Origin of the sequence: Glycomyces harbinensis, assembly GCF_900101745.1 — a bacterium.
GTDB classification, from domain to species: Bacteria; Actinomycetota; Actinomycetes; order Mycobacteriales; family Micromonosporaceae; genus Glycomyces; species Glycomyces harbinensis.
This window is the reverse complement of sequence record NZ_FNAD01000003.1, coordinates 92,422-116,627: the sequence shown is the minus strand read 5'-3', so window position 1 is coordinate 116,627 and position 24,206 is coordinate 92,422. Positions and strand designations below refer to the sequence as shown.

Sequence of the window (24,206 nt, the reverse complement as noted above, 5' to 3'; positions counted from 1 at the left end):
ATTCCGACTGTCGTGCGCCTCAGTGCAGCGGGCCCGCGGCCTTTTCGATGTCGGCGCGCAGGTCCGGGCCTTCGAGGAGGCGCTGCACCTGCTCGATCACCGGCGCCAGGAACCGGTCCGGGCCCGGCTCCCCCGCGATCGGGGCCACGGCCGCGATCGCGGCGCGCGCGGCCGGACTCGGCGTGAGCGGCCGGCGCAGTTGCAGGCCCTGCACTCCGGCCAGCAGTTCCACGGCCAGGAGCGTCCCGAGGTTGTCGAGGACGGTGCGGAGCTTGCAGCCCGCGGCCCAGCCCATCGACACGTGGTCCTCCTGCATCCCGGAGGTGGGGACCGAGTCGACGGACGCGGGCGAGGCGAGGCGCCGGTTCTCGGCCACGATCCCCGCGGCCGTGTACTGGGCGATCATGAGCCCCGAGTTCACGCCGGGGTCGGGGCTGAGGAACGCCGGCAGGCCGCGCGAGCGCGTGACGTCCAGGAGGCGGTCCACGCGGCGTTCGGCGATCGAGCCGACGTCGGCGGCGGCGATCGCGAGGAAGTCGGCCGCGTAGCCGAGCGGGGCGCCGTGGAAGTTCCCGGTGGACTCGACGCGGCCGTCCGGCAGCACGACCGGGTTGTCGACCACCGAGTGGAGTTCCTGCGCCGCGACCGTGGCCGCGTAGGCGAGCACGTCCCTCGCGGCGCCGGCGACCTGCGGGGCGCAGCGCATCGAGTAGGCGTCCTGCACCGCGTGCGCGAGGTCGTTGCGATGGGAGTCCATGACCTCGGAGTCCTGGAGCAGCCGGTGGATGTTCGCGGCGCTCAGGGCCTGCCCGGGCTGGGGCCTGATCTCGTGCAGCTCGGGCTGGAACGGCCGGTCGGAGCCGAGCATCGCCTCGTTCGACAGCGCCGCGCACACGTCGGCCATCGTCAAGAGGTGGCGCAGGTCGGCGACGGCGAGCAGGAGCATCGCCAGCATCCCGTCCGTGCCGTTGATGAGCGCCAGGCCCTCCTTGGAGGACAACGTGATCGGGGTGAGCCCGGCGCGTTCGAGGACCGGTCCGGCCTCGGCGCGGGTGCCGTCCTCGCCACGGACCCAGCCCTCGCCGAGCAGCACCAGCGCGCAGTGCGCGAGCGGCGCGAGGTCGCCCGAGGCGCCGAGAGAGCCGTGCCGCGGGACCCAAGGGGTGACGTCGGCGTTGAGCAGCGCCGCGAGCGCGTCCGCCACTTCGGGGCGGACCCCGGAGCGGCCCATGGCGAGCGAGCGCAGGCGCAGCAGCATCATCGCGCGCACGACCTCGACGGGCATCGGTTCGCCGACCCCGGCGGCGTGGGAGCGGATGAGGGCGTGCTGGAGTTCGGCCCGGCGCTCGGGTGCGACGAAGGTGTTGGCGAGGGCCCCGAAACCGGTCGAGACGCCGTAGACGGGGCGGCCCTCGCGCTCGATCGCGTCCACGACGGCCCGGCTGCGGGCCATGGCCTCGCGGGCCTCGCCGTCGATGACGACGCGCGCGCGGTCGCGGGCGACCGCGAGCACCTCTTCGGGTGCGACCGGGACCGGCTTGATGCGGACAGTGGACATTCCTACTCCTCACTCGATCGTCGCGGGCGCAGAAGGGTGCCGCGCCTGACGACGTTCCAGACCAACGGGACGCCCGGCCGGTAGGCCAGGTGGACATGGGAGGGCGCGTCGAGCACGACCAGGTCGGCGCTCGCGCCCACGGCGAGGCGCCCGACGTCGTCGCGGCGCAGTGCGGCGGCGCCGCCCGCGGTGGCGGCGGCGACGGCTTCGGCGGGGGTCATGCCCATCTCGCGCACCGCGAGCGCGATGCAGAAGGCCATGCTGCCGGTGTACGACGAGCCGGGGTTGCAGTCGGTCGCGAGCGCGACGCGGACGCCGGCGTCGAGGAGGCGGCGCGCGTCTGGATAGGGCGAGCGGGTGGAGAATTCGGCGCCGGGGAGGAGCGTCGCCACGGTGGAACCGGAGGCGAGGGCGTCCACGTCGGCGTCGGTCAGGTGCGTGCAGTGGTCGGCCGAGGCCGCGCCGAGTTCCACGGCGAGGCGCACGCCGGGCCCGAAGGTGAGCTGGTTGGCGTGGACCCGCAGGGCGAGACCGGCTTTTGCCCCGGCGGTGAGGACCGCGCGGGCCTGGTCGCCGTCGAAGGCGCCCCGCTCGCAGAACACGTCGATCCATTTCGCATGGGGCGCACAGGCATCGAGCATGTCGCCGCATACGAGGGCGGTGTACTCGTCGGGGTCGGCGCCGGCCGGGACGGTGTGGGCGCCGAGGAACGTGGTCTCGGTGGTGAGCCGGCGGGCGATGCGCAGCGAGCGGGCCTCGTCGGCGACCGTGAGTCCGTAACCGGACTTGATCTCGACGGTGGTGGTGCCCTGGCGGGTCATGTCGGCGTGTTCGTGGAGGGCGTTGTGCAGGAGCTGCTCGTCGGTGGCGGCGCGCGTGGCGGCCACGGTGGTGCGGATGCCGCCGCCGGTGTAGGGCTCACCGGACATGCGGGCGGCGAACTCGGCCGAGCGGTCGCCGGCGAAGACGATATGCGTGTGGCTGTCCACGAAGCCGGGGATGACGGCCCGCCCGCCGGCGTCGAGGCGCTCGTCGGCCTCGGGCGCTTCGGCGCTCGGGCCGATCCAGGCGATCTGGTCGCCGTCGGCGACGATCGCGGCGTCCCGCAGGATGCCGCCGTCGGTGCGGCGGTCGGGATCGGCGGTGAAGAGTTCGCCGATCCGGTCGATGAGCAGACTCATGGCCGGGCCCTTCGGGTCAGAACGGATGAGGGGAGCGGAGCGGGTTGGGGGGCAAGGAAGGTCCGGGAAGTCCGAGCGGCTCGGGCGGGCCGAGCGAAGCGGGCGGTCCGGACGGCCTGAGTGCCGCGGTGGGTTTCACCGGCCCGGGCAGCACGGCGGATTCCAACGGCTCGGGCGGACCGAGCGCCGCGGTGGGTTCCACCGCCAGCCTGGTCGACGTGGCTGGTCTCAACGGCCCGAGTGACCTGAGCACCGCGGTCAGTTCCACCGACCCGGGCAGCACGGCAAGGCCCAACGACTCGGACGGACCCAGCGCCGCGGTGGGTTCCACCGCCAGCCCGAGCGACGCGGCGGGCCGCAACGGCACGGGCGGGCCGAGCGACGCAGCAGGCCCCGACAGCCCGGACGGCCTGAGCACCGCGGTCAGTTCCACCGACCCGAGCGGCACAGCAGGGCCCAACGGCTCGGCCAGACCCAGCGCCGCGGTCAGTTCCACTGGCCCCAGCGCCGCGGCGGTTCCCGCCGTCCTGAACATGCCGAGTCGCCCCTGCGGGCGTCTCGCCGGTGGCGTCCGCCGAGCGGCTCATGCCCACAGCTCCTCGATCGCGGCGCCCAGTTCGGCGCCCGCGTCGATCGCGGTGTGCCGTCCCGCCTTGACGATTCTTCGGCCGTCGACCACCACATCGGTCAGGTCGGCGGCCGTCGCGGCGTACAGCACGCCCGACGGGTCGATCCCCGCCGTGCGCGCCGTGGTGAGCGACGCGGTCGCGAAATCGGCCCGCGCGCCGACCTCGATCGCCCCCGCATCGGCCCAGCCGAGACTGTCGTGCCTGGTCATCGCGTCGAGCAGGGTCTCCACGTCGAAGCGGCCGCGCTCCTCGCTGACGAGCCGCTCGTGCATCTCCACGGCCCGAGCCTCCTCGAACATGTCCACAATGGCGTTCGAGTCGGTGCCGAGGGACAACCGCACCCCAACCTCGGCGAGCGCGTGCGCGGGGCCGAGCCCGTCGGCGAGGTCCCGTTCGGTCGTGGGGCACAGGCTCACCGTCGTGCGCGAACCGCGCAGCAGCTCGATGTCATGGCCCGCCAAGTGGGTCGCGTGCACGGCGGTCAGATCCGGGCCGAGGAGCCCGCACCGCTCCAGCAGTTCCGTGGGGCTGCACCCATGCGCCGCACGGCAGGCCGCGTTCTCGGCCCGCTGCTCCGAGAGGTGCACATGAACGGGCCGGCCCTCGGTCGAGCACGCGAACGCGGCCATCGCCTCCTCGGGCACCGCGCGCACCGAGTGGACCGCACCGCCGATCACCGTGTGCGGCGGCGCTTTCAACTTCTCGACGCGGCCGAGCCAGGCCTCCAGGCTGCCGTCGCCGAAGCGGCGCTGGCCCGGTTCCAGGCCCCGGTCGAATCCGCCCGCGAGGTAGAGGGTGTCGAGGAGGGTGATGCGGATGCCGGCGTCGGCCGCGGCCTGGATCAGGGCCTCCCCCATGGCGTTCGGGTCGGCGTACGGGCGCCCGCCCGGCGCGTGGTGCAGGTAGTGGAACTCGCCGACGCACGTGATCCCGGCGAGGGCCATCTCCGCGTAGACGCCGCGAGCGAGCCGGTAGTAGGAGTCGGGTTCGAGGCGGGCGGCGAGCCGGTACATGCCCTCGCGCCAGGTCCAGAACGTGCCGGTGCCGCCGTGGGTGCGACCGCGCAGGGCGCGGTGGAACGCGTGCGAGTGGGTGTTCGCGAAGCCCGGCAGCGTGATGCCGCGGAGGATCTCGCCGCGGCGCTCGGCGCCGGCGGTGATCGCGGTGATGCGCCCGCCCGCGACGTCGATGGCGACCGCCGCGGCCGGGCCGCCGGGCAGCCAGGCGTGCTCGGCCCAGTAGGTCAGCACGCGAGGTCCCGCAGGACCGCGGCGAGGGCGTCGACGCCGGCGGCGCAGTCCTCGTCGCTCGCCGATTCGCCCGGGGCGTGGGAGACGCCGGTGGGGTTGCGCACGAAGAGCATCGCGGTCGGCACATGCGCGGCGAGCACCCCCGCGTCGTGCCCCGCCCCGGTCGGCAGGACCGGCGCCCGCTCGCGGGCACCGCCAGGAACCCGATCGGATGCCGCACCCTCGCCCAGCAGGGTCGCAATGCGGTCGCGAAGACCGGTGTCGAACTCGACGATCGGGGTCTCCGATTCGGGCGCGATCGCGAACCCGGTGCCGTCCCGTTCGGCGCGGTCCCTCACTTTGGACTCGAATCCGGACAAGATCGCCTCCAAGGTCGCCGCGTCGGCCGCTCGGGAGTCGAGCCAAGCGGTCACCTTCGCGGCGATCGCGTTGGTGGCGTTCGGCTCCACCGCGACGCGGCCGATCGTGGCCAGGCCGTCGGCGAGCCGGGCCTCCTTGCGGGCGGCGAGGACCGCGAACGCGAAGGTGAGCATCGGGTCGCGCCGGTCGGGCAGGCGCGTGGTCCCGGCGTGGTCGGCGGCACCGGTGAAGGTCAGGCGCCAGCGGCCGTGCGGCCAGATCGCGGAGGCGACGCCGACCGGGGCGTCTCCGAGGTTGCGGCCCTGCTCGATGTGGAGTTCCACGAAGGCCCCGAGATTCGCGAGCCGTTCGGGATCGGGCCCGAGCGCGTCCGGGTCGGCTCCGGCTTCCCGCATGGCCTGGGCGAGCGTCGTGCCGCCGGTGTCGGTGAGGGCGCGGGCCCGGTCGGGGTCGATGGCGCCGGCCATGAGGCGCGAGCCGAGGCAGGGGACGCCGAAGCGGCCGCCCTCCTCCTCGGTGAAGGCCCCGATGACGATGGGGCGCTTGGGTTCGGCGCCTTCGGCCCGCAGCCGGTCTACGGCGAGGAAGGCCGAGACGATCCCGAGCGGGCCGTCGTAGGCGCCGCCGTGCGGCACTGAATCGAAGTGGCTGCCGGTGAGCACGGCGCGTCGGTCGTCGTCGGGCCGGGCCGCGGGTGCGGCTTCGCCGGTTCGGGGGCTGGTGTCGGCCGCGCCGAATGCGGGGTTCGGCTCGCCCGCTTCGGCGTCGGGGTCCCACCAGGCGAAGAGGTTGCCGTTGCGGTCGGTCTCCAGGCGCAGGTCCCGCGCCGCCGCTTGGGCGCGGAACCAGTCGCGGCAGGCCAGGTCGGCGTCGCTCCAGGAGAACCGCAGGTAGCCGCCCGCCTCGGCGCGGCCGATGGGCGCGAGCTCGTCCCACAGCCGCCTGAAATCGACGCCGTCCATGTCGCCCCCGTTCACGTGTCGGCCCGAATGAGTCCCCCCGGGTTCAGGATTCCCTGACGGGGATCCGGATGCCGTGGGTTTCGGCGATCTCCTCGGCTTCGGTGTACCCGGCGTCGACGTGGCGGATGACGCCCATGGCGGGGTCGTTGGCGAGGACCCGTTCGAGTTTCTGGGCGGCGAGCGGCGTCCCGTCGGCGACGGTGACCTGCCCGGCGTGGATGGAGCGGCCGATGCCGACGCCGCCGCCGTGGTGGATCGAGACCCAGCTGGCGCCGGAGGCGGTGTTGACGAGGGCGTTGAGCAGGGGCCAGTCGGCGATCGCGTCCGAACCGTCCTTCATGGACTCGGTCTCGCGGTAGGGGCTCGCGACCGACCCGCAGTCGAGGTGGTCGCGCCCGATAACGATGGGGGCCTTCAAGGTCCCGTCGGCGACCATCTCGTTGAAGCGGACGCCCGCGACGTCGCGCTCGCCGTGGCCGAGCCAGCAGATCCGGGCCGGGAGGCCCTGGAAGGCGACGCGTTCGCGGGCGAGTTCGATCCAGCGGTTGAGGGACCGGTTCTCGGGGAAGAGGTCGAGCACGGCCTGGTCGGTGGCCGCGATGTCGGCAGGGTCGCCTGAGAGCGCGGCCCACCTGAAGGGGCCCTTGCCTTCGCAGAACAGGGGCCGGATGTAGGCGGGCACGAATCCGGGGAACGCGAAGGCGCGCTTGAAGCCGCCTTCGAGGGCTTCGCCGCGGATCGAGTTGCCGTAGTCGAAGACCTCGGCGCCCCCGTCGAGGAAGCCGACCATGGCCTCGACGTGGCGGGCCATGGACTCGCGGGCCCGGTCGGTGTACGCCTCGGGGTCGGCCTTGGCCGTCTCGGCGGCGTCCCGGTAATAGACCCCGGCGGGCACATAGGACAGCGGGTCGTGCGCGGAGGTCTGGTCGGTGACGATGTCGACCTCGACGCCGCGGGAGAGGATCTCGGGGAAGACCTCGGCGGCGTTGCCGACCATGCCGATCGACTTGGGCGTGCCGGACCGCTTGGCGGCCAGGGCCTGCGCGATCGCGTCGTCCAGATCGGCGGCGACCGTGTCGAGGTAGCGGCCCCGCAGTCGCCGCTCCAACCGCTCGGGGTCGACCTCGACGATGAGGCACACGCCGTCGTTCATGGTCACCGCGAGCGGCTGGGCCCCGCCCATGCCGCCGCACCCGGCCGTGAGCGTCAGCGTCCCTTTGAGAGTCCCGTTGAAGCGCTTGGCCGCGACGGCGGCGAAGGTCTCGTAGGTGCCCTGGAGGATGCCCTGCGTGCCGATGTAGATCCACGAGCCGGCCGTCATCTGGCCGTACATGGTCAGGCCGAGCGATTCGAGCCGGCGGAACTCGGGCCAGGTGGCCCAGTCGGGCACCAGGTTCGAGTTCGCGATGAGCACCCGCGGGGCCCACTCGTGGGTGCGCATGACGCCCACCGCCCGGCCCGACTGGACGAGCATCGTCTCGTCGGGCGCGAGCGTCTCCAGGGTCCGCAGGATCGCGGCCAGGTCGGCGGGGCTCCTCGCGGCCTTGCCGGTGCCGCCGTAGACGACCAGGTCCTCGGGGCGCTCGGCCACCTCGGGGTCGAGGTTGTTCTGGAGCATCCGGTAGGCCGCCTCCGCCTGCCAGGTGCGGCAGTGCAGGTCGGTGCCGTGTGGTGCGTGCATGGGTCCGCTCCCGGTCACAGGTTGCCGCGCTTGGCCTGCTCCTTCTCCAAGGCCTCGAACAGGGCCTTGAAATTGCCCTTGCCGAAGCTCAGCGAGCCGTGGCGTTCGATGATCTCGTAGAACATCGTCGGCCGGTCCTGCTGCGGCTTGGTGAAGATCTGGAGCATATAGCCGTCCTCGTCGCGGTCGACCAGGACTCGCCGCTTCTGGAGCTCCTCGATGGGGACGCGGACCTCGCCGATGCGCTCGCGCATCTCGGCGTCCTCGTAGTAGGCGTCGGGGGCCTCCAGGAACTCGACGCCCCGCTCGCGCATCGCGTCCACGGCGGCGAGGATGTCGCTGGTGGCCAAGGCGATGTGCTGGACACCGGGCCCGCCGTAGAACTCCAGGTACTCGTCGATCTGGGACTTCTTCTTGCCTTCGGCGGGCTCGTTGATCGGGAACTTGATCTTGCGGTTGCCGTTGGCGACGACCTTGCTCATGAGCGCGGAGTACTCGGTGGCGATCGCGTCCTCGACGAACTCGACGATGTTGGTGAAGCCCATGACCCGCTCGTAGTAGCCGACCCACTCGCGCATCTTGCCGAGCTCGACGTTGCCCACGACGTGGTCGATCGCCTGGAAGAAGCGCTTCTCCGGCGGGGCCACCATCGGCTCGGCCTTGACGAAGCCGGGCATGAACGGGCCGGTGTAGCCGGAGCGGTCGATGAGGACGTTGCGGGTCTCGCCGTAGGTGCCGATGACGGCGCGGCGGATCGTGCCGTGCTCGTCGGTGAGGTCGTGCGGCTCCTCGATCGCGATGGCGCCCTGGGCTACCGCGTGCTTGTAGTTGGCGTCCACATCGGGTACTTCGAGGGCGACCTCGATGACGCCGTCGCCGTGGACGGCGTAGTGGCGGGTGGCCTCGGCGTCCGCGGTGACGCCGCCGGCGATGACGAACGTGACGCCGCCGGACTTGAGCGCGTACTCGGCGTGCTCGCGGAAGCCCTGCTCGGGGCCGCGGTAGGCGAAGAGGGTCATGCCGAACGCGGTCGAGTAGTAGTGGGCGGCCTGGCGGGCGTTGCCCACGTAGTAGCGGACGTGGTCCCAGCCCTTGATCGGGAAGGCGTCCTCGCGGATGTCGTGGTCGACGGCGCCGACCAGCCGGGCGTCGGCAGGGGTGTCCTTGCGGTTGACGGTGTCGACCATGGCGGCCTCCTCGAGTCGCTGACCAGTGCAGATCCGGCGGGTCTCGCCGGGCTGTGGCCTTGATCATGGTGCAGATCGCGGGACTGGGCAAGCAGCGCGGTCGAGGGTGCGCAACTTGCGCAGAAGTACCAGTGGTCGGGGTCGTAGACTGGTCAGTATGACCAGTGAGAGTGACGGCCGTGTCGGGATCGACGAACTCGACGCGAGGCTCATCGGGCTGCTGGAGGCCGAGCCGCGCATCGGGGTGCTCGAGTGCTCGCGGCGGCTCGGGGTGGCGCGGGGGACGGTGCAGGCGCGGCTCGACAAGCTCGCGTCGCGCGGGGTGGTGCGCGACTTCGGGCCGCGGGTGGATCCGGCGGCGCTCGGGTACCCGGTGACGGCGTTCGTGACCTTGGAGCTGCGGCAGGCGGTGGGGCACGTGCACATGGCGCAGCGGCTCGCGCGGATTCCCGAAGTCCTTGAGGCGCATACGGTCACGGGTGTGGGCGACATGGTGTGCCGGATCGTGGCGCGCACGAACGCTGAGTTGCAGGGGGTCATCGACCGGGTCCTGGCGAGCGAGGGCGTCGTGCGGGCCACGACCGTGATCGCCCTGGCCGAGCAGATCCCGTACCGGACGCTGCCGCTGGTGCGGGAGGCCGCGGGGTAGGTGAGAACGGCGGTTCAGTCGAGCGCGGGCAGGATCGTGCCGGTGACCTCGCCGAGGCCGATGGTGCCGCCCTCGGCGCTCGGCGCGGTCGCGGTGATCGTGACCGTGTCGCCGTCTTCGAGGAAGGTCCGCGTCCCGCCCTCGCCGAGGTCGACCGGGTCGCGGCCGCCCCAGGTCAGCTCCAGGAACGAGCCGCGCTGGTCGGGCTGCGGCCCCGAGACCGTGCCGGAGGCGTACAGGTCCCCCGTGCGCAGGGAAGCGCCGTTCACCGTCATGTGCGCCAGCATCTGCGCCGGCGTCCAGTACATCCCCCTGTACGGCGGCCGCGAGACCTCGGTCCCGTTCCAGTGCACCGACATCGACAGGTCGTAGGCGAACCGCTCCGTCTCCTGCAGGTAGCCGAGCGGGGCCGGGTCCTGCACCGGCGCGGCCACGCGGGCCTCGGCCAGCGCGTCCAGCGGGGTCACCCAGTGTCCGATCGAGGTCGCGAACGACTTCCCGAGGAACGGCCCGAGCGGCACGTACTCCCAGGCCTGGATGTCGCGCGCCGACCAGTCGTTGACGAGCACGACGCCGAACACGTGCTCGGCGAACGCGTCGGGGCTCACCGGCGTCCCCAGTTCGGTGCCGACGCCGACCACGAAGCCGACCTCGGTCTCGATGTCGAGCCGGGCGCTCGCGCCGAACTCGATCGGACCGTCCTTGGACTTGCGCTGGCCGCGGGGGCGGACGACGGGGGTCCCCGAGGGCACGACCGTTCCGGCCCGGCCGTGGTAGCCGACCGGCAGGTGCTTCCAGTTGGGCAGCAGCGGGTCCGAGTCGGGCCGGAAGAGGCGGCCGAGGTTGGTCGCGTGCTCTTCGGAGGCGTAGAAGTCCACATAGTCCGCGACGTTGAACGGCAGGTGCATGCGGGCCTTGGACGCCGGGGTGAGCAGGGTCGCGGACTGGTCGGCGTGGCGGCGGTCGGCGAGGAGCTCGGTGAGCTGGTGGCGGACCAGGCGCCATGCGGGCGGGCCCATGGCCATGAAGCCGTTGAGGCCCTGCTCGTGGAATGCGGGCCTGATCCACGGGAGGAAGAACGTGCCGGTGGCGAGCGCGCGGAGGTCGAGCACCTGTTCGCCGATGCGCACGCCGATGCGCGGGGCCGGGTCCTTGGTGGTGGAGAAGACCCCGTACGGCAGGTGCGCGAGTCCGAAGGGTCCGGCGTCGGCGCCGTCGACCCAGCTGGTGGTGGTCATGAGACGTCCCCTCGCTTGAGCAGTCCGAGTGTCAGAAGGTCGCCCAGCGGTTCGTCGATGCTGCACGAGCCGAAGCCGGTCCACAGGGCGCGCGGGCGGTCGAGCACGCGGGCGGCGCGGGCGGCGAGGTCGTCGGCGTCGGTGGACGCGAGGGTCGCGGTGAGGTCGCCCGTGTCGGCGCCTTCGGAGGCGTCGGCGGCGGCGACCAGCACGTTCAGGAAGCCGTGGTGGTCGAAACCGGTCGCGGGGTCGCGGTGGCGGACGGCCTCGTGGAGTCCGGCGGTGAGCTTGAACTGGAGTCCGCGCCTGCGGCATCCCGCGATCGCGGCCGCGAGGGTGCCGGGCGCGGGGAAGAGTTCGGCGGCGAGGCCGCCGGTGCGGAACTTCGGGGTGAAGCCGGTGGGCCGGATCGCGTCGAGGGCGTCGTCGCCGAAGGGGATCTCGGCGTAGACGGGCTTGCCCCAGGCGGGCGCGGTCGCGGTGAGGCGGTCGAGGGCGTGGCGCGACTCGTAGTGCGTGACGTGGACGTCGGGCCCGAGGGCGGCGACGTCGTTGGGCAGCCGGTCGAGGTCGCCGTCGACGATGACGCCGATGCGCAGTTCGCCGCGTCCCTGGACGGGGGCGAGGCCGCCGAGGCGGGTCTGCGGGATGAGGAGCGGGCCGATCATGGCCTCGTACCAGGACTGGCGGTATCCGCGGTGGGCGGGGACGGCCTCTTCGAAGGGCGCGTTTCCTGGTGGGAAGAGCGCCGCGTCGTCGATCAGGCCCCGCAGCATCGCGGGAACGGGTGCAGGCATGTCCAGAGCCTAGAGGGATCGGGCGGCCCGGGTCCAGCGGTCCGCGCAGCGGATGCGCGGGGCGTGTTCGCCCGTGCGCGGACCGGTCGAAATCGAACGGCGGGAAGGTTATCCTCAGGGCAGGCTCGGCGACGTCTGCGAGCCGCAAATTGGCATAACCACCGCGTGGCATAACCACCGCGCCGGCGGCCACACCCTCGGCCGCCGCGCGAACCGACGAAGGAGTCGACGTGCCGTTCTACCGTTCGGTCGGGCAGATCCCCGACAAGCGACACACGCAGTTCCGCCAGGACGACGGGAGCCTCTACCACGAGGAGCTGATGGGCCAGGAGGGCTTCTCCTCGGACTCCTCGCTGCTCTACCACCGCTACCGGCCCACGGCGATCAGCTCCGCCGCCGAGCACCGGCCCGAGCGGGCCGAGCCGGCGCCGAACCACCCGCTCAAGCCGCGCCACTTCCGCACCCACAAGCTCGACGGGGCGGGCGACGCGATCCTCGGCCGGAACCACTTGTTGTCCAACGGGGACTGCCGTATTTCGTACGCGGTGGCCGACCGTCCTTCGCCGCTGTACCGCAACGCGATCGGCGACGAGTGCATCTACGTCGAGTCCGGCACCGCCGAGGTCGAGACCTCCTTCGGCGCGATCGGCATCGGTTCGGGCGACTACCTCATCATGCCGATGTCGACCATCTACCGCATCGTCCCCACCGGCGACGAGCCGCTGCGGACCCTCGTGGTCGAGTCGACCGGGCACATCACGCCGGCGAAGCGCTACCTGTCGGTGCGCGGCCAGTTCCTGGAGCACTCGCCGTACTGCGAGCGCGACCTGCGCAGCCCGGAGGCGCCGCTCCAGGTCGAGGGCGAGAACGTGGACGTGTACGTACAGCACCGCGGCCGCGGGTCGGCGACGCTGTGGACGAAGTTCACGTACGCGAACCACCCGTTCGACGTGGTCGGTTGGGACGGGTGCCTGTACCCGTGGGTGTTCTCGATCCACGACTTCGAGCCGATCACCGGCCGCATCCACCAGCCGCCGCCCGCGCACCAAGTCTTCCAGGGCCCGAACTTCGTCATCTGCAACTTCGTGCCGCGCAAGGTGGACTACCACCCGGACGCGATCCCGGTGCCGTACAACCACCACAACGTCGACTCCGACGAGGTGATGTTCTACTGCGGCGGGAACTACGAGGCGCGCCGGGGCTCGGGGATCGAGCAGGGCTCGATCTCGCTGCACCCGTCGGGCTTCACGCACGGCCCGCAGCCGGGCGCGCCCGAACGCTCGATCGGCGCCGAGTTCTTCGACGAACTGGCCGTCATGGTCGACACGTTCCGGCCCCTGGAGCTGTGCGAACCGGCGCTGGACGTGGAGGACACGAACTACGCCTGGACGTGGAACCGCGACCCGGCCTAGCGGGCGCTCGAGCGGCCGTCAGTGCCTGTCGGCTCGGGAACGCGCGGCCGCCAGGCGCAGGCCGATCCCGGCGGCGGCGGCGATCCCCGCGAACCAGAGCGACACCGCGGGGTTCTGGCGGCTCCCGGTCACGTAGTCGTCGGTGTTCGGGTCGATGAGGCCGCGCGGGTCGTATTCGACCTCGACCAGGTGGACGCGCGACTCGTCGTCTCCGGACTCCTCCGCCGGTGCGGGCCCGGAGACGACGAGCGCCACCCTGGCCTCTCCCCGGTCGCAGTCGAGGGAGTATTCGGTCTCCCAATGGGACCCGCCGCGCGCGCGGTCGACCTCGTAGGTGGACACCGGGGTGGCGGGGCACTCCTCGACGACGCCGCGGGAGTCCATCGCGACGTCGGCGACCGCGAACCACGCGATGACGACCGCCAGCGCGGGGGCCGCGAGCAGGAGCGGCGCGGCTCGGTGCCGGAAGCGGCGCCGGTCGAGCGCGAGGAAGACGACGCCCCACACCGCGCCGAGGACGATCGCGAGCGTCCCGTAGTCGCCGCCGGGTTCGGCCGCGAAGGCACTGTGCCACAGCGCCGCGCCCACGGACGCGAACGCGAGCGGGAGCAGGCCCAGCTCGATCCACCAGTCCGCGCCCGGCAGCCGCGTCATCGGACGTCCGGGAGGCGAGGGGCGCGCGGGGCCGCGGGATCGAAGCGGGGCATGGGTCGAAGCTACCGAGGCGGCGCCACACGAACTCGCCGATTTACATAGACCGTGTATATACTTTCCCTATGATTTCGCAGAGCCCCGAGGGCGTCGACCAGTTGGCCGTCCGGCTCATCTCCCAGGGCAGCCGGTTCGCGCGCACCGCCTCGCGCAGGGCGGGCGAGCAGCGTTCGCTCATCGCGCTCCGCGTGCTCGCGAACCTCCAGCAGGAGGGCGACCTCAGGGTCGGCGAGCTCGCCCGGCGCGAGACCATCTCGCAGCCCGCGATGACCGCCACCGTCAACCGCCTCGAAGAGGACGGCCTCGTCGCCCGCGCCGCCGACCCCGCGGACGCGCGCGCCGCGATCGTGCGGATCACCGACGCCGGAGGGGCCGAACTCGAGGCCTTCCGGATGCGCGCGGCCGCCGGGGTGCGGCCCGCGCTCGAAGCGCTCGGCGAGGACGACCTCGCCGTCCTGGGCCGCGCCGCCGCCCTGCTCCAGCAGCTCGCCGACCGGCTGAACGACCGATAGCCGGGGACCCGCACCGCAGACACGAACCGAGGACGAACACGCCATGACCGAAGGCGAGCCCACCCGACCGTCAATCCTGCGCCAGCCCACCGCCGTGTGGGCGATCGCGTTCGCGTGCGCCGTCTCCTTCATGGGGATCGGCCTCGTCGACCCGATCCTCCCGGCCATCAGCGAGGACTTGAGGGCGTCGCCCTCGCAGACGATGCTGCTGTTCACCAGCTACCTGCTCATCACCGCCGTCGCGATGTTCTTCAGCGGCTTCATCTCCAGCCGCCTCGGCGTCAAGCGCACCCTGCTCGCGGGCCTGACGCTCATCGTCGTCTTCGCGGCGCTCGCGGGCGCCTCGGACACCGTCGGCCAGATCATCGGGTTCCGCGCTGGCTGGGGCCTGGGGAACGCCCTGTTCATCTCGACCGCGCTCGCCGCGATCGTCGGCGCGGCCAGCGGCGGCAGCCGCCAGGCGGTCGTCCTGTACGAGGCGGCGCTGGGCATCGGCATGGCCGTCGGCCCGCTGCTGGGCGGCGCGCTCGGCGAGGTGTCGTGGCGCGGGCCGTTCTTCGGCACCGCCGCACTGATGGCCGTGGGCCTGGCCGCGGTCGCGGTCCTGCTGCGCGGGCCCGTCCCGAAGCCGGCGCCGGTCAGGTTCACGGCCGGGCTCACGGCTTTGCGCGACCCGGCGCTGCTGACGCTCGCGCTGACGGCGCTGTTCTACAACTACGGGTTCTTCACGCTGCTCGCCTACTCTCCCTATCCGATCGAGGCCGCCGCGGCCGCCTCCGGGATGGACTTCGGCGCGCACGAGCTGGGCCTGATCTTCTTCGGGTGGGGCACCGCCCTCGCCGTCACCTCGGTGTTCGTCGCACCGGTCCTGACCCGCAGGTTCGGCCTGCTCCCGGTCCTCCATTCGATGTTCGCGCTCCTGGCCTTGAGTCTCGCGACGATGGCCGTCGGGGTGGCCTCGGCGCCGGTGCTCATCGTCATGGTGATCGCCGCGGGCCTGTTCCTGGGCGTGCTGAACACGGCCCTCACCGAGACCGTGATGGAGGCGACCGACCTGCCGCGGGGCGTGGCCTCGTCCACCTACTCGGGGGTGCGGTTCCTCGGCGGCGCGGTGGCCCCGGCGGTCTCCGGCGGCATCGCCGAGGCGATGGGCGAGGGCGCGCCGTACTGGTTCGGCTTCGGCGCCCTGCTCGTGTCGATCCTGGTGCTGGCCTTGGGAAAGGGAACGCTCGCCCACCTGGGGCGCCCGCGCGGGACCGTCGAGCAGGAGGCCCAGCTGATCACGGTGGGCGACGAGGTCTGAAGTCAGACCCGCCTGAGCTGGCGGCGGCGCAGCAGCCACCAGGCGGCGCCGGTGGACGCGAGCAGGGCGGCGGCGCCGAGGCCGTACAGCCAGTGGGCATTGTCGGACGGGCCCGCCTCGCCGAGCACGGGCGCGGCGCCTTCCACGCCGAGCGCCGGGGGCGTGTCCTCGAGTTCGCGGGAGCCGCCGCACAGGCCCGCGTACAGTTCGCCGCCGTCGAGGTGCGCGTACACGAGGTACGCCTCGCCGACCGGCGGCGACCAGCCGCACGACGCCTCGGCATCGGAGGTCAGGACGCCCTGGAACTCGGCGATACCTCCCTTGTAGACCTCGTCCACCTCGAATTCGAGGATCACTTCGCCGCCGAACGCGCTGTCGGCGGCGGTCAGCGTCCCGGTGAACACGGCGTCGGCCGCGTCGAAGGCCTCATCGTCGGACAGTTCGACGCAGCTGCACGCGCAGGCCGATCCGGGGCTGCCGAGGACGATGAGGAGCGAGAACAGGGAGGCCGCACCGGCGGCGAGGAGACGGCGCATCGAAGACTCCAGTGAGCGGGGGACGGTCACCGGTGAGACGCCGCCCGCCGGTGCCCGGTTCCCGCTCGCCGCCGCCGGATGCGGCGGGTTCAGGCCGCGGCGGCCTTCCGGTGGACGCCTTCGGGTTCGTTCCCTGCGTCCGCCGCGGGTTCGGGCCGGGGCCCGGCACGCGCCGGGCCCCGGCGGGTCAGGCGAGGGTCCACTGCTGCGCGGCGTTGTTCAGGCAGGTCCACTGCCTGATCTCCGCGCCGGGTTGCGTGCCGAAGTTGTAGTTGTCGAGGCACAGGCCGCTGTGGCGGTTGACGATGGTCGAGTAGCCGCCTCCGGCGTCCGTGATCCGCCACTGCTGGACGTTCTGGTTGTTGCAGGTCCACTGCCGCACTTCGGCCCCCGGCTGGGTGCCGAACTCGTAGTCGTCGAGGCACAGGCCGCTGTAGAGGTTGCTGATCGCGAAGTAGCCGTTGCCGAGGTCGGTGAGGTACCAGTCCTGGACGGTCTCGCTGTTGCACGTCCACTGCCGCACTTCCGCGCCCGGCTGGGTGCCGAACTCGTAGTCGTCGAGGCAGAGGCCGCTGTGGCGGTTGCGGATGGCGACGGGGGCGAGGTTCGGTTCGCCGGAGGGTCCGGCGAGGACGGTGGTGGTCGCGACCGGGACGCCGAGGTTCGGGGTGCCGTTCGCGTTCCAGGAGATCCGCTGCACCCGCGTGGTGCGGGTGGTGCCGCAGCCGTCGGAGGCGGAGTCGTTGGCGTGGTATGCGATCCAGGTCTCGGTGCCGTCCGGGGAGGTGAAGAACGAGTGGTGGCCCGGCCCGTACACGCCGTTGGCGTCGCTGCGTTGGAACAGCGGGTTGGCGGCCTTGGTCCAGGAGCTCATCTGGAGCGGGTTGGCGCCGGTGTACTCGAGCATCCCGATCTTGTAGTTCGGGCCGTTGCAGTGGCTGGCGGAGTAGGTGAGGAACGTGCGGCCGTTGCGCTGGAGCGCGAACGAGCCCTCGTTGACGGCCCCGTTCTGGGTCTCCCACGACAACGTCGGCGCCGAGATGCGGGTGCCGTGCGCGCCGGCGGTCCACGGGTTCGTCATCGGTGCGATGTAGAGCGACTGGAGTCCGTCCCCGGCGAACGCCGAGAACGTCATGTACAGGTTCCCGTTGAGGCGCAGCGGTGCGGCGTCGATCGCCCAACCCTGGTTGGGCATCAGGTCGAGGATGCCCCGGACCGTGTAGGGGCCCATCGGATCCGAGCCGGCGCTCTGGGCGACGTGGGTGCGGCGCGCGGCACTGCCCTGCTCGACCGAGTAGTACAGGTACCAGCGGCCGTCGATCATCTCCAGGTGGGGCGCCCACATCGTGCTGCCGCCGGTGCTGACCACGACCTGCTCGGGCGCGGCCCGCAGCCCGGCGATGGTCGGCGACTTGCGCATGACGACCTGGGAGGACCAGGTCGTGGCGACGTAGTAGTAGAACCCGGCGTGGTAGACCAGGGTCGGGTCGGCGCTGTTGGGGACGTCCACCACCGGGTTGGTGAACGAGGGCCCGGGCGCGGCCTCGGCGCGCCCGGCTCCGATGAAGGCCTGCATGGACAGCACGAGCACCAGGGCGACTGCGAGCCCCAGTATTCGCCGTACGGAAACGATCGACTGCATGGCTGCTCCTTGTGAGGGTGGAGCGCTGCGAACAGCGCCGATGAGCATGGTGGCCACCAGGCAATGTTCACGGTAACAGCACTCGCACCCCGGATCAATACATCCATCGATACGAATATTTAAGCGGTTTCTCCGCAGGCGGGAAGCGACCCGCCCGTCAGCGCTCGGGCTTCCAGGCGGGGTCGCGGCCGATGAACGCGGCCAGCTTGTCCTGCGGGTCGGCGTCGTCCGCGACGGGCACCGCGGCGCCGAACTGCCCGCTGTCGCGCAGGATCCGCTCCATCGGCTCGATGGCCGCCAGAGCGGCCCGGCAGCGCTCCTGCCCCAGGTCCGGCTCGCGGCCGAGCGCCTTGGCGAGGTCCCAGGAGTGCATCCAGACGTCGGGCGTGTACACCTGGTCGATCGCCTCGTCGACGGGCTTGTCGCCGGTGTGGGGATTGCTGAGCACCCGCCCGTCGGGGTGGTCGACGACGGCCTGGATGTCGGCGACGTGCCGCCTCCAGGCCGAGGCCGGGTCGGCCTCGACGTCCAAGGCCACCAAGTCGACCCCCGCCCCCTGGAGGAAACCGCGGGACCATTCGATCAGGTGCTTGACGACGTCCAGGGCCGTCCACTCCGCGACCGGGCTGGGGCGCGCCCAGTCGCCGGGCGCGGCGGACTCGACCAGCGCGGTGAAGCGGGCCGCGTCGCGGGCGTGGCGGCCGGACGCGTCGTCCGTGACTTCGGACTGCGCTTCGAGCAGCTCGTCGAGTTTCTCGAAGCCCTCGCCGACCCCGACGTCCATGCCGCTGGCCAGGATGCCGTCGCGGGTCGCGAAGTCCCGCACCACGCTCAGCGCCCGCAGCCGCGTGCGCCCGCCCTCGAGCGCTTCGAGGGACAGCGTCTCCAAGGCGACGTTGTCGGGATCGCCCTCGTAGGTGAAGGTCCACACGATCCGCTCGTTCGGGCGCACTTCGTGGAAGCTGCCGAAGAACGCGGCGATCTGCTCGCCGTCGCGGTCGCTGGCGAAGGCCCATTCGCCGCCCGTGCGGGCCTCCCACCGGGTGATCCTCGTGGTCGCCGAGCGCGGTCCGACCCACTGGGCGTAGAGGTCGGGGTCGACGTGGGCGCGGAACACCCGTTCGGGCGGCGCGTCGAACTCGCGGACGATCTCGATCGTCGGGACCTTCGCGTCGGCGGTGATCGCGGTCTCGTGCCTGCTCATGATTCGTCCTTCGTCTGGGTCGGCGGCTGGTCGTCGTCGGTCATGCGGTCCAGGAGGGCGTCGAGGCGGCGGTAACGGTCTTCGGCCTCCCGGCGGTACCGCTCGATCCACGCCGTCATCGAGTCGAGCGCCTCCGCGTTCAGGTGGACCGGACGGCGCTGGGCGTCCCTGCTGCGGGTCACCAGTCCGGCGTCCTGGAGCACCTTCACGTGCTTGGAGATCGCCTGGAAGCTCACGTCGTACGGTTCGGCCAGTTCGCTCACGGTCGCGTCCGAGACGGCCAGCCGGGCCACGAGGCCGCGCCTGGTCGGGTCCGCGAGCGCCGCGAACGCCCGGTCGAGCTGCTGCGTACTGTCGCCCACGATTCGTCCTCAACTGATTGGTTGAATACAAAGGTAGATCGGGGCACGATCGTTGTCAACCGATGGGTTGAATAAATGCGTCAGTCCAGCCGCACCCGGAGCTTCGCCAGGGCCCGAAGGAGGTCGTCGCGGTTCTTGCCGGACTTGATCCAGGCGGGGAGCCGGCTGGCGATGGTGCCGTTGAAGGAACCGAGCGTAGCGATCGGGACGGTCCGCTGTCATCGCGGAATCGGCGCGGGGCCTTCAGGCCGGGACGGCGCGCGGCGCTTCCATGCGCAGGTCGACCAGGCCGGGGTTGTACTTGGCGAGGAGGTAGTACGGCCGTGCGGCCGCGACCACGACGTCCAGGGTCGCCATGCCCCGGTCCTGCGCGTGCGCCTCGAGGTCCCGCGGTTCGGCGTCCCACCGCTCGGCCAGGTACGCCAGGATGCGGTCCGCCGACAGCGAGTGGATGTCGAAGTCGTCCTGGCGCCGCCGCACCTGCTCGTTCATCTGCGCGGCGGCGTTGACGATCCGCGCCGCGTCCGAGACCGCCGGCCGGGATCGGAGCCCGTCGAGCGCCAGGCCGTCCGCGGGGATGCCGGGCGCGATGTTGAAGCTGCGGACCAGGAACGCGGCGACGCGGTCGCGCACCGGACTCGCGGTCCGCTCTGCCGGAGTGAGCCACGGGTCGAGGAAGTCCAGGTCCCCCGGCTCGAGTGCGCCGAGGTCGGGGACGACGCCGCGGTGCTGCGAGTGCGCCAGGGCCGCATCGATAGGGCTGGTCGCGACCGGGCCGCAGGCCTCGGCGCATTCGCGGGCCAGCGCGCCGAAGACCAGCTCCCGCTGGAAGGACGGGTAGTCGGCCGCGAAGAGCTGGCAGGCGCGCAGGACGCTCATCTCGGCGACCGGTCCGTCGGCGGTGTCGATGGAGCGCGCGCCCAGCCGCCAGCGGTGCAGGAAGCCCGTGGGCTCCCGCTTCGTGATCGTCCGGGCGGCGTCCGGCCGGGCGTCGCCGAGCCTTCGCAGCACGCCGAGGAGTCGCAGCGCGTCCTCGCGTTTGCGGTTGACGGCCCGGGTCGCGAACAGCTCCCGCAGCCGTTCGCGGTCGGCGTCGGGCATGTTCGCCGCGCGGGCCAGGTGGAGCACGTCCGGGTAGGTGCGCAGCCGGTACGGGCGCCGGGCGAGCGCGGTGACGAATCCGCTCGCGGCGGCCGCGTCGAGGAGGCCTTCGCGCACGCACAGGTCCAGGGTCGCCCGGATGTTGACCAGGGGTTCCGAGCCGGCCGGGTAACCCTCGTCCGCTGGCCCGTGCAGCAGCGCCACCTCGTCGTCGGCGGTCAGCTCGCCCCGCTGGTACGCGCGGTAGATCCGGCCCACGCCGCGCATGCCGTAGACGTCGAGTTCGGCGGCGCGCAGCGCGCCCATGCTGGCGGCGCCCAGGACCGTCACGCCCGCGTCGAGCAGGTCGAGGATCTCCTTGTGCCGCACCGCGCGGATCTGGTGGAAGTACCCGTCGGCGATGGCTACTACGTCGCCGGGGCGCGCCCCGAGCCGGAGCAGGTCGCCGGCCGCCACCGGCGGGCGCACGACGATGTCGTCTCCGGCGAGCGCGGCGGCGTCGGGCAGGCTCGGGCCGGCGAAGAGGTAGCGGGTCATCGGCTTCTCACAGGATCGTCGAATCGAACAGCAGGCCGGGGCAGACCACCCGCACGACCGGGATGCCGACCTCGTCCACGGTGTGGTCGGCGGCGAGCGGGGACCGGCCGGTCACGGCCAGCACCCCGGCCACGACGGCGCGGAGGTCCTCGGCGAGGCTCGCGTTGCTGACGGAGGGGACCGCGTCGTACCCGACCATGCCGGTCGCCTGCGGCGGCGCCGGTTTCGGGGAGCGTCCGGCGAGGGCGCGCCGGTAGGCGCCCGCGGTGAGGTCGTCGCGGGTGGCCGCGATCTCGGTGACGCGGGACTGGGCCGCCTCGGTCAGGGCCCGGCACAGCGCGACGTCCCGGTCGAGGTGCGCTCCGGCGCCGACGAAGAGCACCGGGAACATCTCGCTCCAGATCGTGGCTCGGAAGCAGGCGAGGCCGGTCGGGGACGGCAGGGCCTCGACGCGCACGTCGACGTCGGCCGCCCGCAGCTGGTCGCGGACTCCGGCCGCCGATCCGTCCACAGTGTCCAGATCGAGGAAGCTTGGCGCGGCGGTCTCGGCTCGGGTCAGGGCGTCCCGTTCGATGACCTCGTACAGTCCGTGCAGGGCCGCTTCGTCGAAGGTGTTGCCGCTGGCGAGGCCGTTGGTGTCGGCCACGAACAGCGGCGGCGTCCATGTCGGACGGACGCGACCGTCGAGCGATAGAAGGCTGCTGGGCAGGAAGGCGTCTTCGCCGCCGTCGAGCCGTTTCGCCCGGGTCCATCGCAGGTTCAGGCCCGGCCGCAGGTAGTGGCGCGGCTCCAGCGACAGGTCGCGGACGCGGTAGCCGCACGTGCGCTCCATGTCGGCCACGGTGGCGACCGTCTCGCCCGGTGCCGCATGCTCGGCGTGCCAGGTCTCGATCGACTCCATGGCCGCGGAGATCTTCGCGAGGTCGTCCGTCAGCCCCTTGCCCTGGCTCACCGACAGCGACCACGAGTCCGGCCGCACGGCCTGGTAGACCGGGATGCCGATCTCGTCGAGCCAGGTCACGTCGGCCAGGCGGGTGATGCCGAGGGCCGGGAACAGCGGCTCGATCCGGCGCAGGGTCTGCTCGGGGGTCAGCGCCCGGTGGGTGCCCGCCCAGCACGCCTTGGAGGAGGCCCCGTCCGGCGCCGGGCCGCCGCCGACCTGATCGGCGGCGGCCCGGCGCTGCAAGACCTCGGTCACTCGCCGTGCACGTCGGCGGGGTCGACGCCCACGGTCTGGGTGAACTTGAAGTAGACGTTGCCGCTGCCCTCCATGTGGGTGGCCTTGGCGTCGCGGCTCTCGGCCGCGCTCGCTTCGAGTTCGGCGCGAAGCTTCTCATCGGAGGGAAGAATGAAACCCATGTACCCAGCTCCTGTCATCGGTCGGCCCCGCCGGGGCGAGCCCGTGTGTGTCCAGAATCTACCGAAACGCCTTGCGCGGCACCAGGAAGCGGCCGAAGGTTGAGCCGATGGTGTCATGGCCGACTGGGACCGTTCAGAACGCAAATGGGGCCGTCGATTCGATGAACGCTCGCTGACAGAACGTCTGCCATCGATTGGGGATCGCGGTGAACGCGAATCAGAGCGCCCCACCATGAACCTGATCCAGCCGCTGGCTCACCGCCGGAAGGCTGCTCGGAAGCCGCCTGCGACTCAAGGATTCCCGACCCTCCGTTATCGACGGATGTCGTGGAGTCCTACGGGTTCGCCGCCGTCCAGCAGACTCAGCGCGGGTGCGGGCTTCACGGCAGTAGCGATTACGGCGACCGGTCCACGCGGGCAATCCGTGCTCACCGACGCAGTCGGTCCGCCCCCGGGGGGGCGGACCGACTGCGTGAATCAACTCTGTCGAGCCCGGCGCCAAGCGAGGAAGGCGAGCAGTCCACCTGCCGCGATGAGCGCGAGGCCGGCGGTGAGTATGGTCACCCATGCTCCGCTGCCGGTGATGGGCAGCCCTACCCACGACATGAAATCGTCAGAAGACGTTTTCGCCTTCAAGGTTGGACCATTCGAGGTCGAGTCGTCACCGGTCGGCCTGTCGGTCGTCGGACCGTCAGTCGATGGGCCGTCCGTTGTCGGACCATCCGTCGTGGGACCATCCGTTGTCGGACCGTCCGTCGTCGGACCGTCCGTCGTCGGACCGTCCGTCGTCGGACCGTCCGTCGTCGGACCGTCCGTCGTCGGACCGTCCGTCGTCGGACCGTCCGTCGTCGGACCGTCCGTCGTCGGACCGTCCGATGTCGGGCCATCAGAGGTTGGCGGCGCGTCCGGCGCGCATTCCGGTTCTGTAATGGTGTTGGTGTCAAGAGTTACCGCACCGGTCTGCGCGAGGGCGCGCCCCTCCAAAGTGGCACCTGTGTTCATCGTGACCGATTCGGAGGCCATGATGTTGCCGAGGAAATCCGTGCCGGTCCCGAGCGTCGCCGAGCTGCCCACTTTCCAGTAGACGTTGCATGGTGAAGCGCCGTTGATGAAGATGACACTGCTGTTCGAAGCGGTGATGAGCGTCGAATCGATCTGGAAGATGAAGACGGCATCCGGGTCCTCCTGAAGGTCGAGTGTCAGCTGACCCGTCAGTTGCGCCGCAGTGATCCGGTAGACGCCGGGTCCCAGGGTTTCACCACCCAGTTCAACGTCGAGTGCGGTGAAGGGAGTGCGTCCGGCAGCGTCGTTGTACGCGGTGGTGAGGTCCGTCTTCGCCTGTTGGGCTACCGCGTCCGCCTCATGAATCTCGCCCAAGACCTCGCCAGGTGGAAAGCCCGTGACCGCGGTGCCGGGGTGGACTCCGAGATCCTGCCCTACGACGGTGTCCCCAGTGTTGGTGACGGTCGAGCCGGCAAGTACCGCGAAGTTGGCGGCCGTCCCCAGTCCGACCGGGGCACTTTGCGCATAGGCACTGGTCGGATACCACATCATCAAGACGGCAACACTGCCTACGGCTGTCGGTATGGCGATCATCAGCGCGAGCATTCGCAACCGCAGGTCCCGTAGTCTTGCCGTCATTGACAACTCCTTCGGCCGCAAAGCAGAGTGTTCGGTTAATGCGGGTGCTGAATTCGGCGGCGTTCCATGTCGGAAGATGCGACCAAACACGTTCTCATTCTGGTGCATCTCTTACACGGTTCGCATGAGGACGCCGATATTCGACTAATCTCCATCAGTCCTCAGTTCGGTGATGTAGTGAGAGCCGTTCGGCACCGCCCGCCGACGCGCTGGAAGATCGACCAAAGTGCTGGACCCTCAACGTCTACAGCGGTTCCACTCAGGTGGAGGCGCTTCTGCGGTACCGGTCGCCGGACTCCAAAGTGCCCTATCCGAGATTCGCGATGGGCGTTGTAGTGAGTATGACTGAGCCTTTGTCAACCTGGTTGGGACTCTTGGTGGTTGAAGGTGGCGA

General features: G+C 71.4%; 22 protein-coding genes and 1 pseudogene. 4 read left to right on the top strand and 19 right to left on the bottom strand.

All coding sequences use genetic code 11. From position 1 onward, the window contains the following. Positions 1-19: 19 nt before the first annotated feature. From hutH to hppD, 7 genes are all read right to left on the bottom strand, one after another. Positions 20-1,558, bottom strand: coding sequence for a histidine ammonia-lyase (gene hutH, locus BLQ63_RS06635; protein WP_091030626.1), 1,539 nt, complete (start codon positions 1,556-1,558; stop codon positions 20-22). Positions 1,559-1,560: 2 nt separating this feature from the next. Further along, entirely contained in the window at positions 1,561-2,739 is a 1,179-nt protein-coding gene (gene hutI / locus BLQ63_RS06630) for an imidazolonepropionase (protein WP_091030622.1), read from the bottom strand. A 16-nt stretch (positions 2,740-2,755) separates the two neighbouring features. Then, on the bottom strand, positions 2,756-3,235 hold the full coding sequence (locus tag BLQ63_RS27700) for a hypothetical protein (RefSeq protein ID WP_143014791.1): 480 nt from the start codon (positions 3,233-3,235) through the stop codon (positions 2,756-2,758). Positions 3,236-3,322: 87 nt separating this feature from the next. Next, positions 3,323-4,618 carry a formimidoylglutamate deiminase gene (locus BLQ63_RS06625; RefSeq protein ID WP_091030618.1) on the bottom strand — a complete coding sequence of 432 codons (1,296 nt, stop codon included), beginning with the start codon at positions 4,616-4,618 and terminating at the stop codon, positions 3,323-3,325. Further along, positions 4,612-5,940 (bottom strand): allantoate amidohydrolase, encoded by a 1,329-nt coding sequence (locus tag BLQ63_RS06620; protein WP_091031507.1) that lies wholly within the window; start codon positions 5,938-5,940, stop codon positions 4,612-4,614. The genes BLQ63_RS06625 and BLQ63_RS06620 overlap by 7 nt, the downstream gene beginning before the upstream one ends. Positions 5,941-5,983: 43 nt before the next feature. Next, positions 5,984-7,621, bottom strand: coding sequence for a urocanate hydratase (hutU, locus tag BLQ63_RS06615; protein ID WP_091031511.1), 1,638 nt, complete (start codon positions 7,619-7,621; stop codon positions 5,984-5,986). A 14-nt stretch (positions 7,622-7,635) separates the two neighbouring features. Beyond that, a complete protein-coding gene (gene hppD / locus BLQ63_RS06610; RefSeq protein ID WP_091030613.1) occupies positions 7,636-8,808 on the bottom strand; it encodes a 4-hydroxyphenylpyruvate dioxygenase in 1,173 nt (390 codons plus the stop codon). 157 nt (positions 8,809-8,965) lie between these two features. On the opposite strand from hppD, the gene BLQ63_RS06605 reads away from it, so the two are divergent. Then, positions 8,966-9,457, top strand: coding sequence for an Lrp/AsnC family transcriptional regulator (locus BLQ63_RS06605; RefSeq protein ID WP_091030610.1), 492 nt, complete (start codon positions 8,966-8,968; stop codon positions 9,455-9,457). Between the two features lie 14 nt (positions 9,458-9,471). Here the strand turns inward: BLQ63_RS06605 and fahA are convergent, their stop codons facing one another. Together fahA and BLQ63_RS06595 are read right to left on the bottom strand one after the other, a co-directional pair. Next, the gene (gene fahA / locus BLQ63_RS06600) at positions 9,472-10,695 is read right to left on the bottom strand and encodes a fumarylacetoacetase (protein ID WP_091030606.1); all 1,224 of its coding nucleotides are present in this window, start codon (positions 10,693-10,695) and stop codon (positions 9,472-9,474) included. Beyond that, complete coding sequence (locus BLQ63_RS06595; protein ID WP_091030603.1) at positions 10,692-11,492, bottom strand: hypothetical protein; 801 nt, start codon at positions 11,490-11,492, stop codon at positions 10,692-10,694. Before BLQ63_RS06595 ends, fahA begins: the two co-directional genes overlap by 4 nt. Before the next feature lie 230 nt (positions 11,493-11,722). On the opposite strand from BLQ63_RS06595, the gene BLQ63_RS06590 reads away from it, so the two are divergent. Next, positions 11,723-12,904: a homogentisate 1,2-dioxygenase gene (locus BLQ63_RS06590; RefSeq protein WP_091030599.1), complete on the top strand. Its 1,182-nt coding sequence runs from the start codon at positions 11,723-11,725 to the stop codon at positions 12,902-12,904. Positions 12,905-12,922: 18 nt separating this feature from the next. Here BLQ63_RS06590 and BLQ63_RS06585 read toward each other — a convergent pair whose 3' ends face one another. Further along, positions 12,923-13,558, bottom strand: a complete 636-nt coding sequence (locus BLQ63_RS06585) for a hypothetical protein (RefSeq protein ID WP_091030595.1) — start codon at positions 13,556-13,558, stop codon at positions 12,923-12,925. Positions 13,559-13,680: 122 nt separating this feature from the next. Between BLQ63_RS06585 and BLQ63_RS06580 the strand changes: the two genes are divergently transcribed. Together BLQ63_RS06580 and BLQ63_RS06575 are read left to right on the top strand one after the other, a co-directional pair. Continuing rightward, positions 13,681-14,127, top strand: coding sequence for a MarR family winged helix-turn-helix transcriptional regulator (locus tag BLQ63_RS06580; RefSeq protein ID WP_091030592.1), 447 nt, complete (start codon positions 13,681-13,683; stop codon positions 14,125-14,127). Positions 14,128-14,170: 43 nt separating this feature from the next. Further along, positions 14,171-15,430 (top strand): MFS transporter, encoded by a 1,260-nt coding sequence (locus BLQ63_RS06575; RefSeq protein WP_091030589.1) that lies wholly within the window; start codon positions 14,171-14,173, stop codon positions 15,428-15,430. A 2-nt stretch (positions 15,431-15,432) separates the two neighbouring features. Here the strand turns inward: BLQ63_RS06575 and BLQ63_RS06570 are convergent, their stop codons facing one another. From BLQ63_RS06570 to BLQ63_RS06540, 9 genes and pseudogenes are all read right to left on the bottom strand, one after another. Next, positions 15,433-15,966, bottom strand: a complete 534-nt coding sequence (locus BLQ63_RS06570; protein WP_091030585.1) for a hypothetical protein — start codon at positions 15,964-15,966, stop codon at positions 15,433-15,435. 187 nt (positions 15,967-16,153) lie between these two features. Then, positions 16,154-17,608 carry a family 43 glycosylhydrolase gene (locus BLQ63_RS06565; RefSeq protein ID WP_091030582.1) on the bottom strand — a complete coding sequence of 485 codons (1,455 nt, stop codon included), beginning with the start codon at positions 17,606-17,608 and terminating at the stop codon, positions 16,154-16,156. Positions 17,609-17,765: 157 nt separating this feature from the next. After that, positions 17,766-18,350, bottom strand: a complete 585-nt coding sequence (locus BLQ63_RS29775) for a maleylpyruvate isomerase family mycothiol-dependent enzyme (RefSeq protein ID WP_342673919.1) — start codon at positions 18,348-18,350, stop codon at positions 17,766-17,768. After that, positions 18,345-18,812 (bottom strand): annotated as a pseudogene (locus BLQ63_RS29770) (SRPBCC family protein); the annotation flags it as partial. The gene BLQ63_RS29775 and the pseudogene BLQ63_RS29770, both read right to left, overlap by 6 nt. Then, positions 18,809-19,174, bottom strand: a complete 366-nt coding sequence (locus BLQ63_RS06555) for an ArsR/SmtB family transcription factor (RefSeq protein WP_091030573.1) — start codon at positions 19,172-19,174, stop codon at positions 18,809-18,811. The gene BLQ63_RS06555 and the pseudogene BLQ63_RS29770, both read right to left, overlap by 4 nt. Before the next feature lie 243 nt (positions 19,175-19,417). After that, entirely contained in the window at positions 19,418-20,812 is a 1,395-nt protein-coding gene (locus tag BLQ63_RS06550; protein ID WP_091030569.1) for a TfuA-like protein, read from the bottom strand. Between the two features lie 7 nt (positions 20,813-20,819). After that, positions 20,820-22,010 (bottom strand): YcaO-like family protein, encoded by a 1,191-nt coding sequence (locus BLQ63_RS06545; RefSeq protein WP_091030566.1) that lies wholly within the window; start codon positions 22,008-22,010, stop codon positions 20,820-20,822. Beyond that, positions 22,007-22,171 (bottom strand): hypothetical protein, encoded by a 165-nt coding sequence (locus BLQ63_RS28300; RefSeq protein WP_177154811.1) that lies wholly within the window; start codon positions 22,169-22,171, stop codon positions 22,007-22,009. Before BLQ63_RS28300 ends, BLQ63_RS06545 begins: the two co-directional genes overlap by 4 nt. A 477-nt stretch (positions 22,172-22,648) precedes the next feature. Then, a complete protein-coding gene (locus BLQ63_RS06540; RefSeq protein ID WP_091030561.1) occupies positions 22,649-23,812 on the bottom strand; it encodes an ice-binding family protein in 1,164 nt (387 codons plus the stop codon). Positions 23,813-24,206 lie beyond the last annotated feature (394 nt).

Coding starts and splice junctions, on each gene's coding strand:
- hutH (WP_091030626.1), bottom strand. CDS start 1,558: ATGTCCACTGTCCGCATCAAGCCGGTCCCGGTCGCACCCGAAGAGGTG.
- hutI (WP_091030622.1), bottom strand. CDS start 2,739: ATGAGTCTGCTCATCGACCGGATCGGCGAACTCTTCACCGCCGATCCC.
- BLQ63_RS06620 (WP_091031507.1), bottom strand. CDS start 5,940: ATGGACGGCGTCGATTTCAGGCGGCTGTGGGACGAGCTCGCGCCCATC.
- hutU (WP_091031511.1), bottom strand. CDS start 7,621: ATGCACGCACCACACGGCACCGACCTGCACTGCCGCACCTGGCAGGCG.
- hppD (WP_091030613.1), bottom strand. CDS start 8,808: ATGGTCGACACCGTCAACCGCAAGGACACCCCTGCCGACGCCCGGCTG.
- BLQ63_RS06605 (WP_091030610.1), top strand. CDS start 8,966: ATGACCAGTGAGAGTGACGGCCGTGTCGGGATCGACGAACTCGACGCG.
- fahA (WP_091030606.1), bottom strand. CDS start 10,695: ATGACCACCACCAGCTGGGTCGACGGCGCCGACGCCGGACCCTTCGGA.
- BLQ63_RS06595 (WP_091030603.1), bottom strand. CDS start 11,492: ATGCCTGCACCCGTTCCCGCGATGCTGCGGGGCCTGATCGACGACGCG.
- BLQ63_RS06585 (WP_091030595.1), bottom strand. CDS start 13,558: ATGACGCGGCTGCCGGGCGCGGACTGGTGGATCGAGCTGGGCCTGCTC.
- BLQ63_RS06580 (WP_091030592.1), top strand. CDS start 13,681: ATGATTTCGCAGAGCCCCGAGGGCGTCGACCAGTTGGCCGTCCGGCTC.
- BLQ63_RS06575 (WP_091030589.1), top strand. CDS start 14,171: ATGACCGAAGGCGAGCCCACCCGACCGTCAATCCTGCGCCAGCCCACC.
- BLQ63_RS06570 (WP_091030585.1), bottom strand. CDS start 15,966: ATGCGCCGTCTCCTCGCCGCCGGTGCGGCCTCCCTGTTCTCGCTCCTC.
- BLQ63_RS06565 (WP_091030582.1), bottom strand. CDS start 17,608: ATGCAGTCGATCGTTTCCGTACGGCGAATACTGGGGCTCGCAGTCGCC.
- BLQ63_RS06550 (WP_091030569.1), bottom strand. CDS start 20,812: ATGACCCGCTACCTCTTCGCCGGCCCGAGCCTGCCCGACGCCGCCGCG.
- BLQ63_RS28300 (WP_177154811.1), bottom strand. CDS start 22,171: ATGGGTTTCATTCTTCCCTCCGATGAGAAGCTTCGCGCCGAACTCGAA.
- BLQ63_RS06540 (WP_091030561.1), bottom strand. CDS start 23,812: ATGACGGCAAGACTACGGGACCTGCGGTTGCGAATGCTCGCGCTGATG.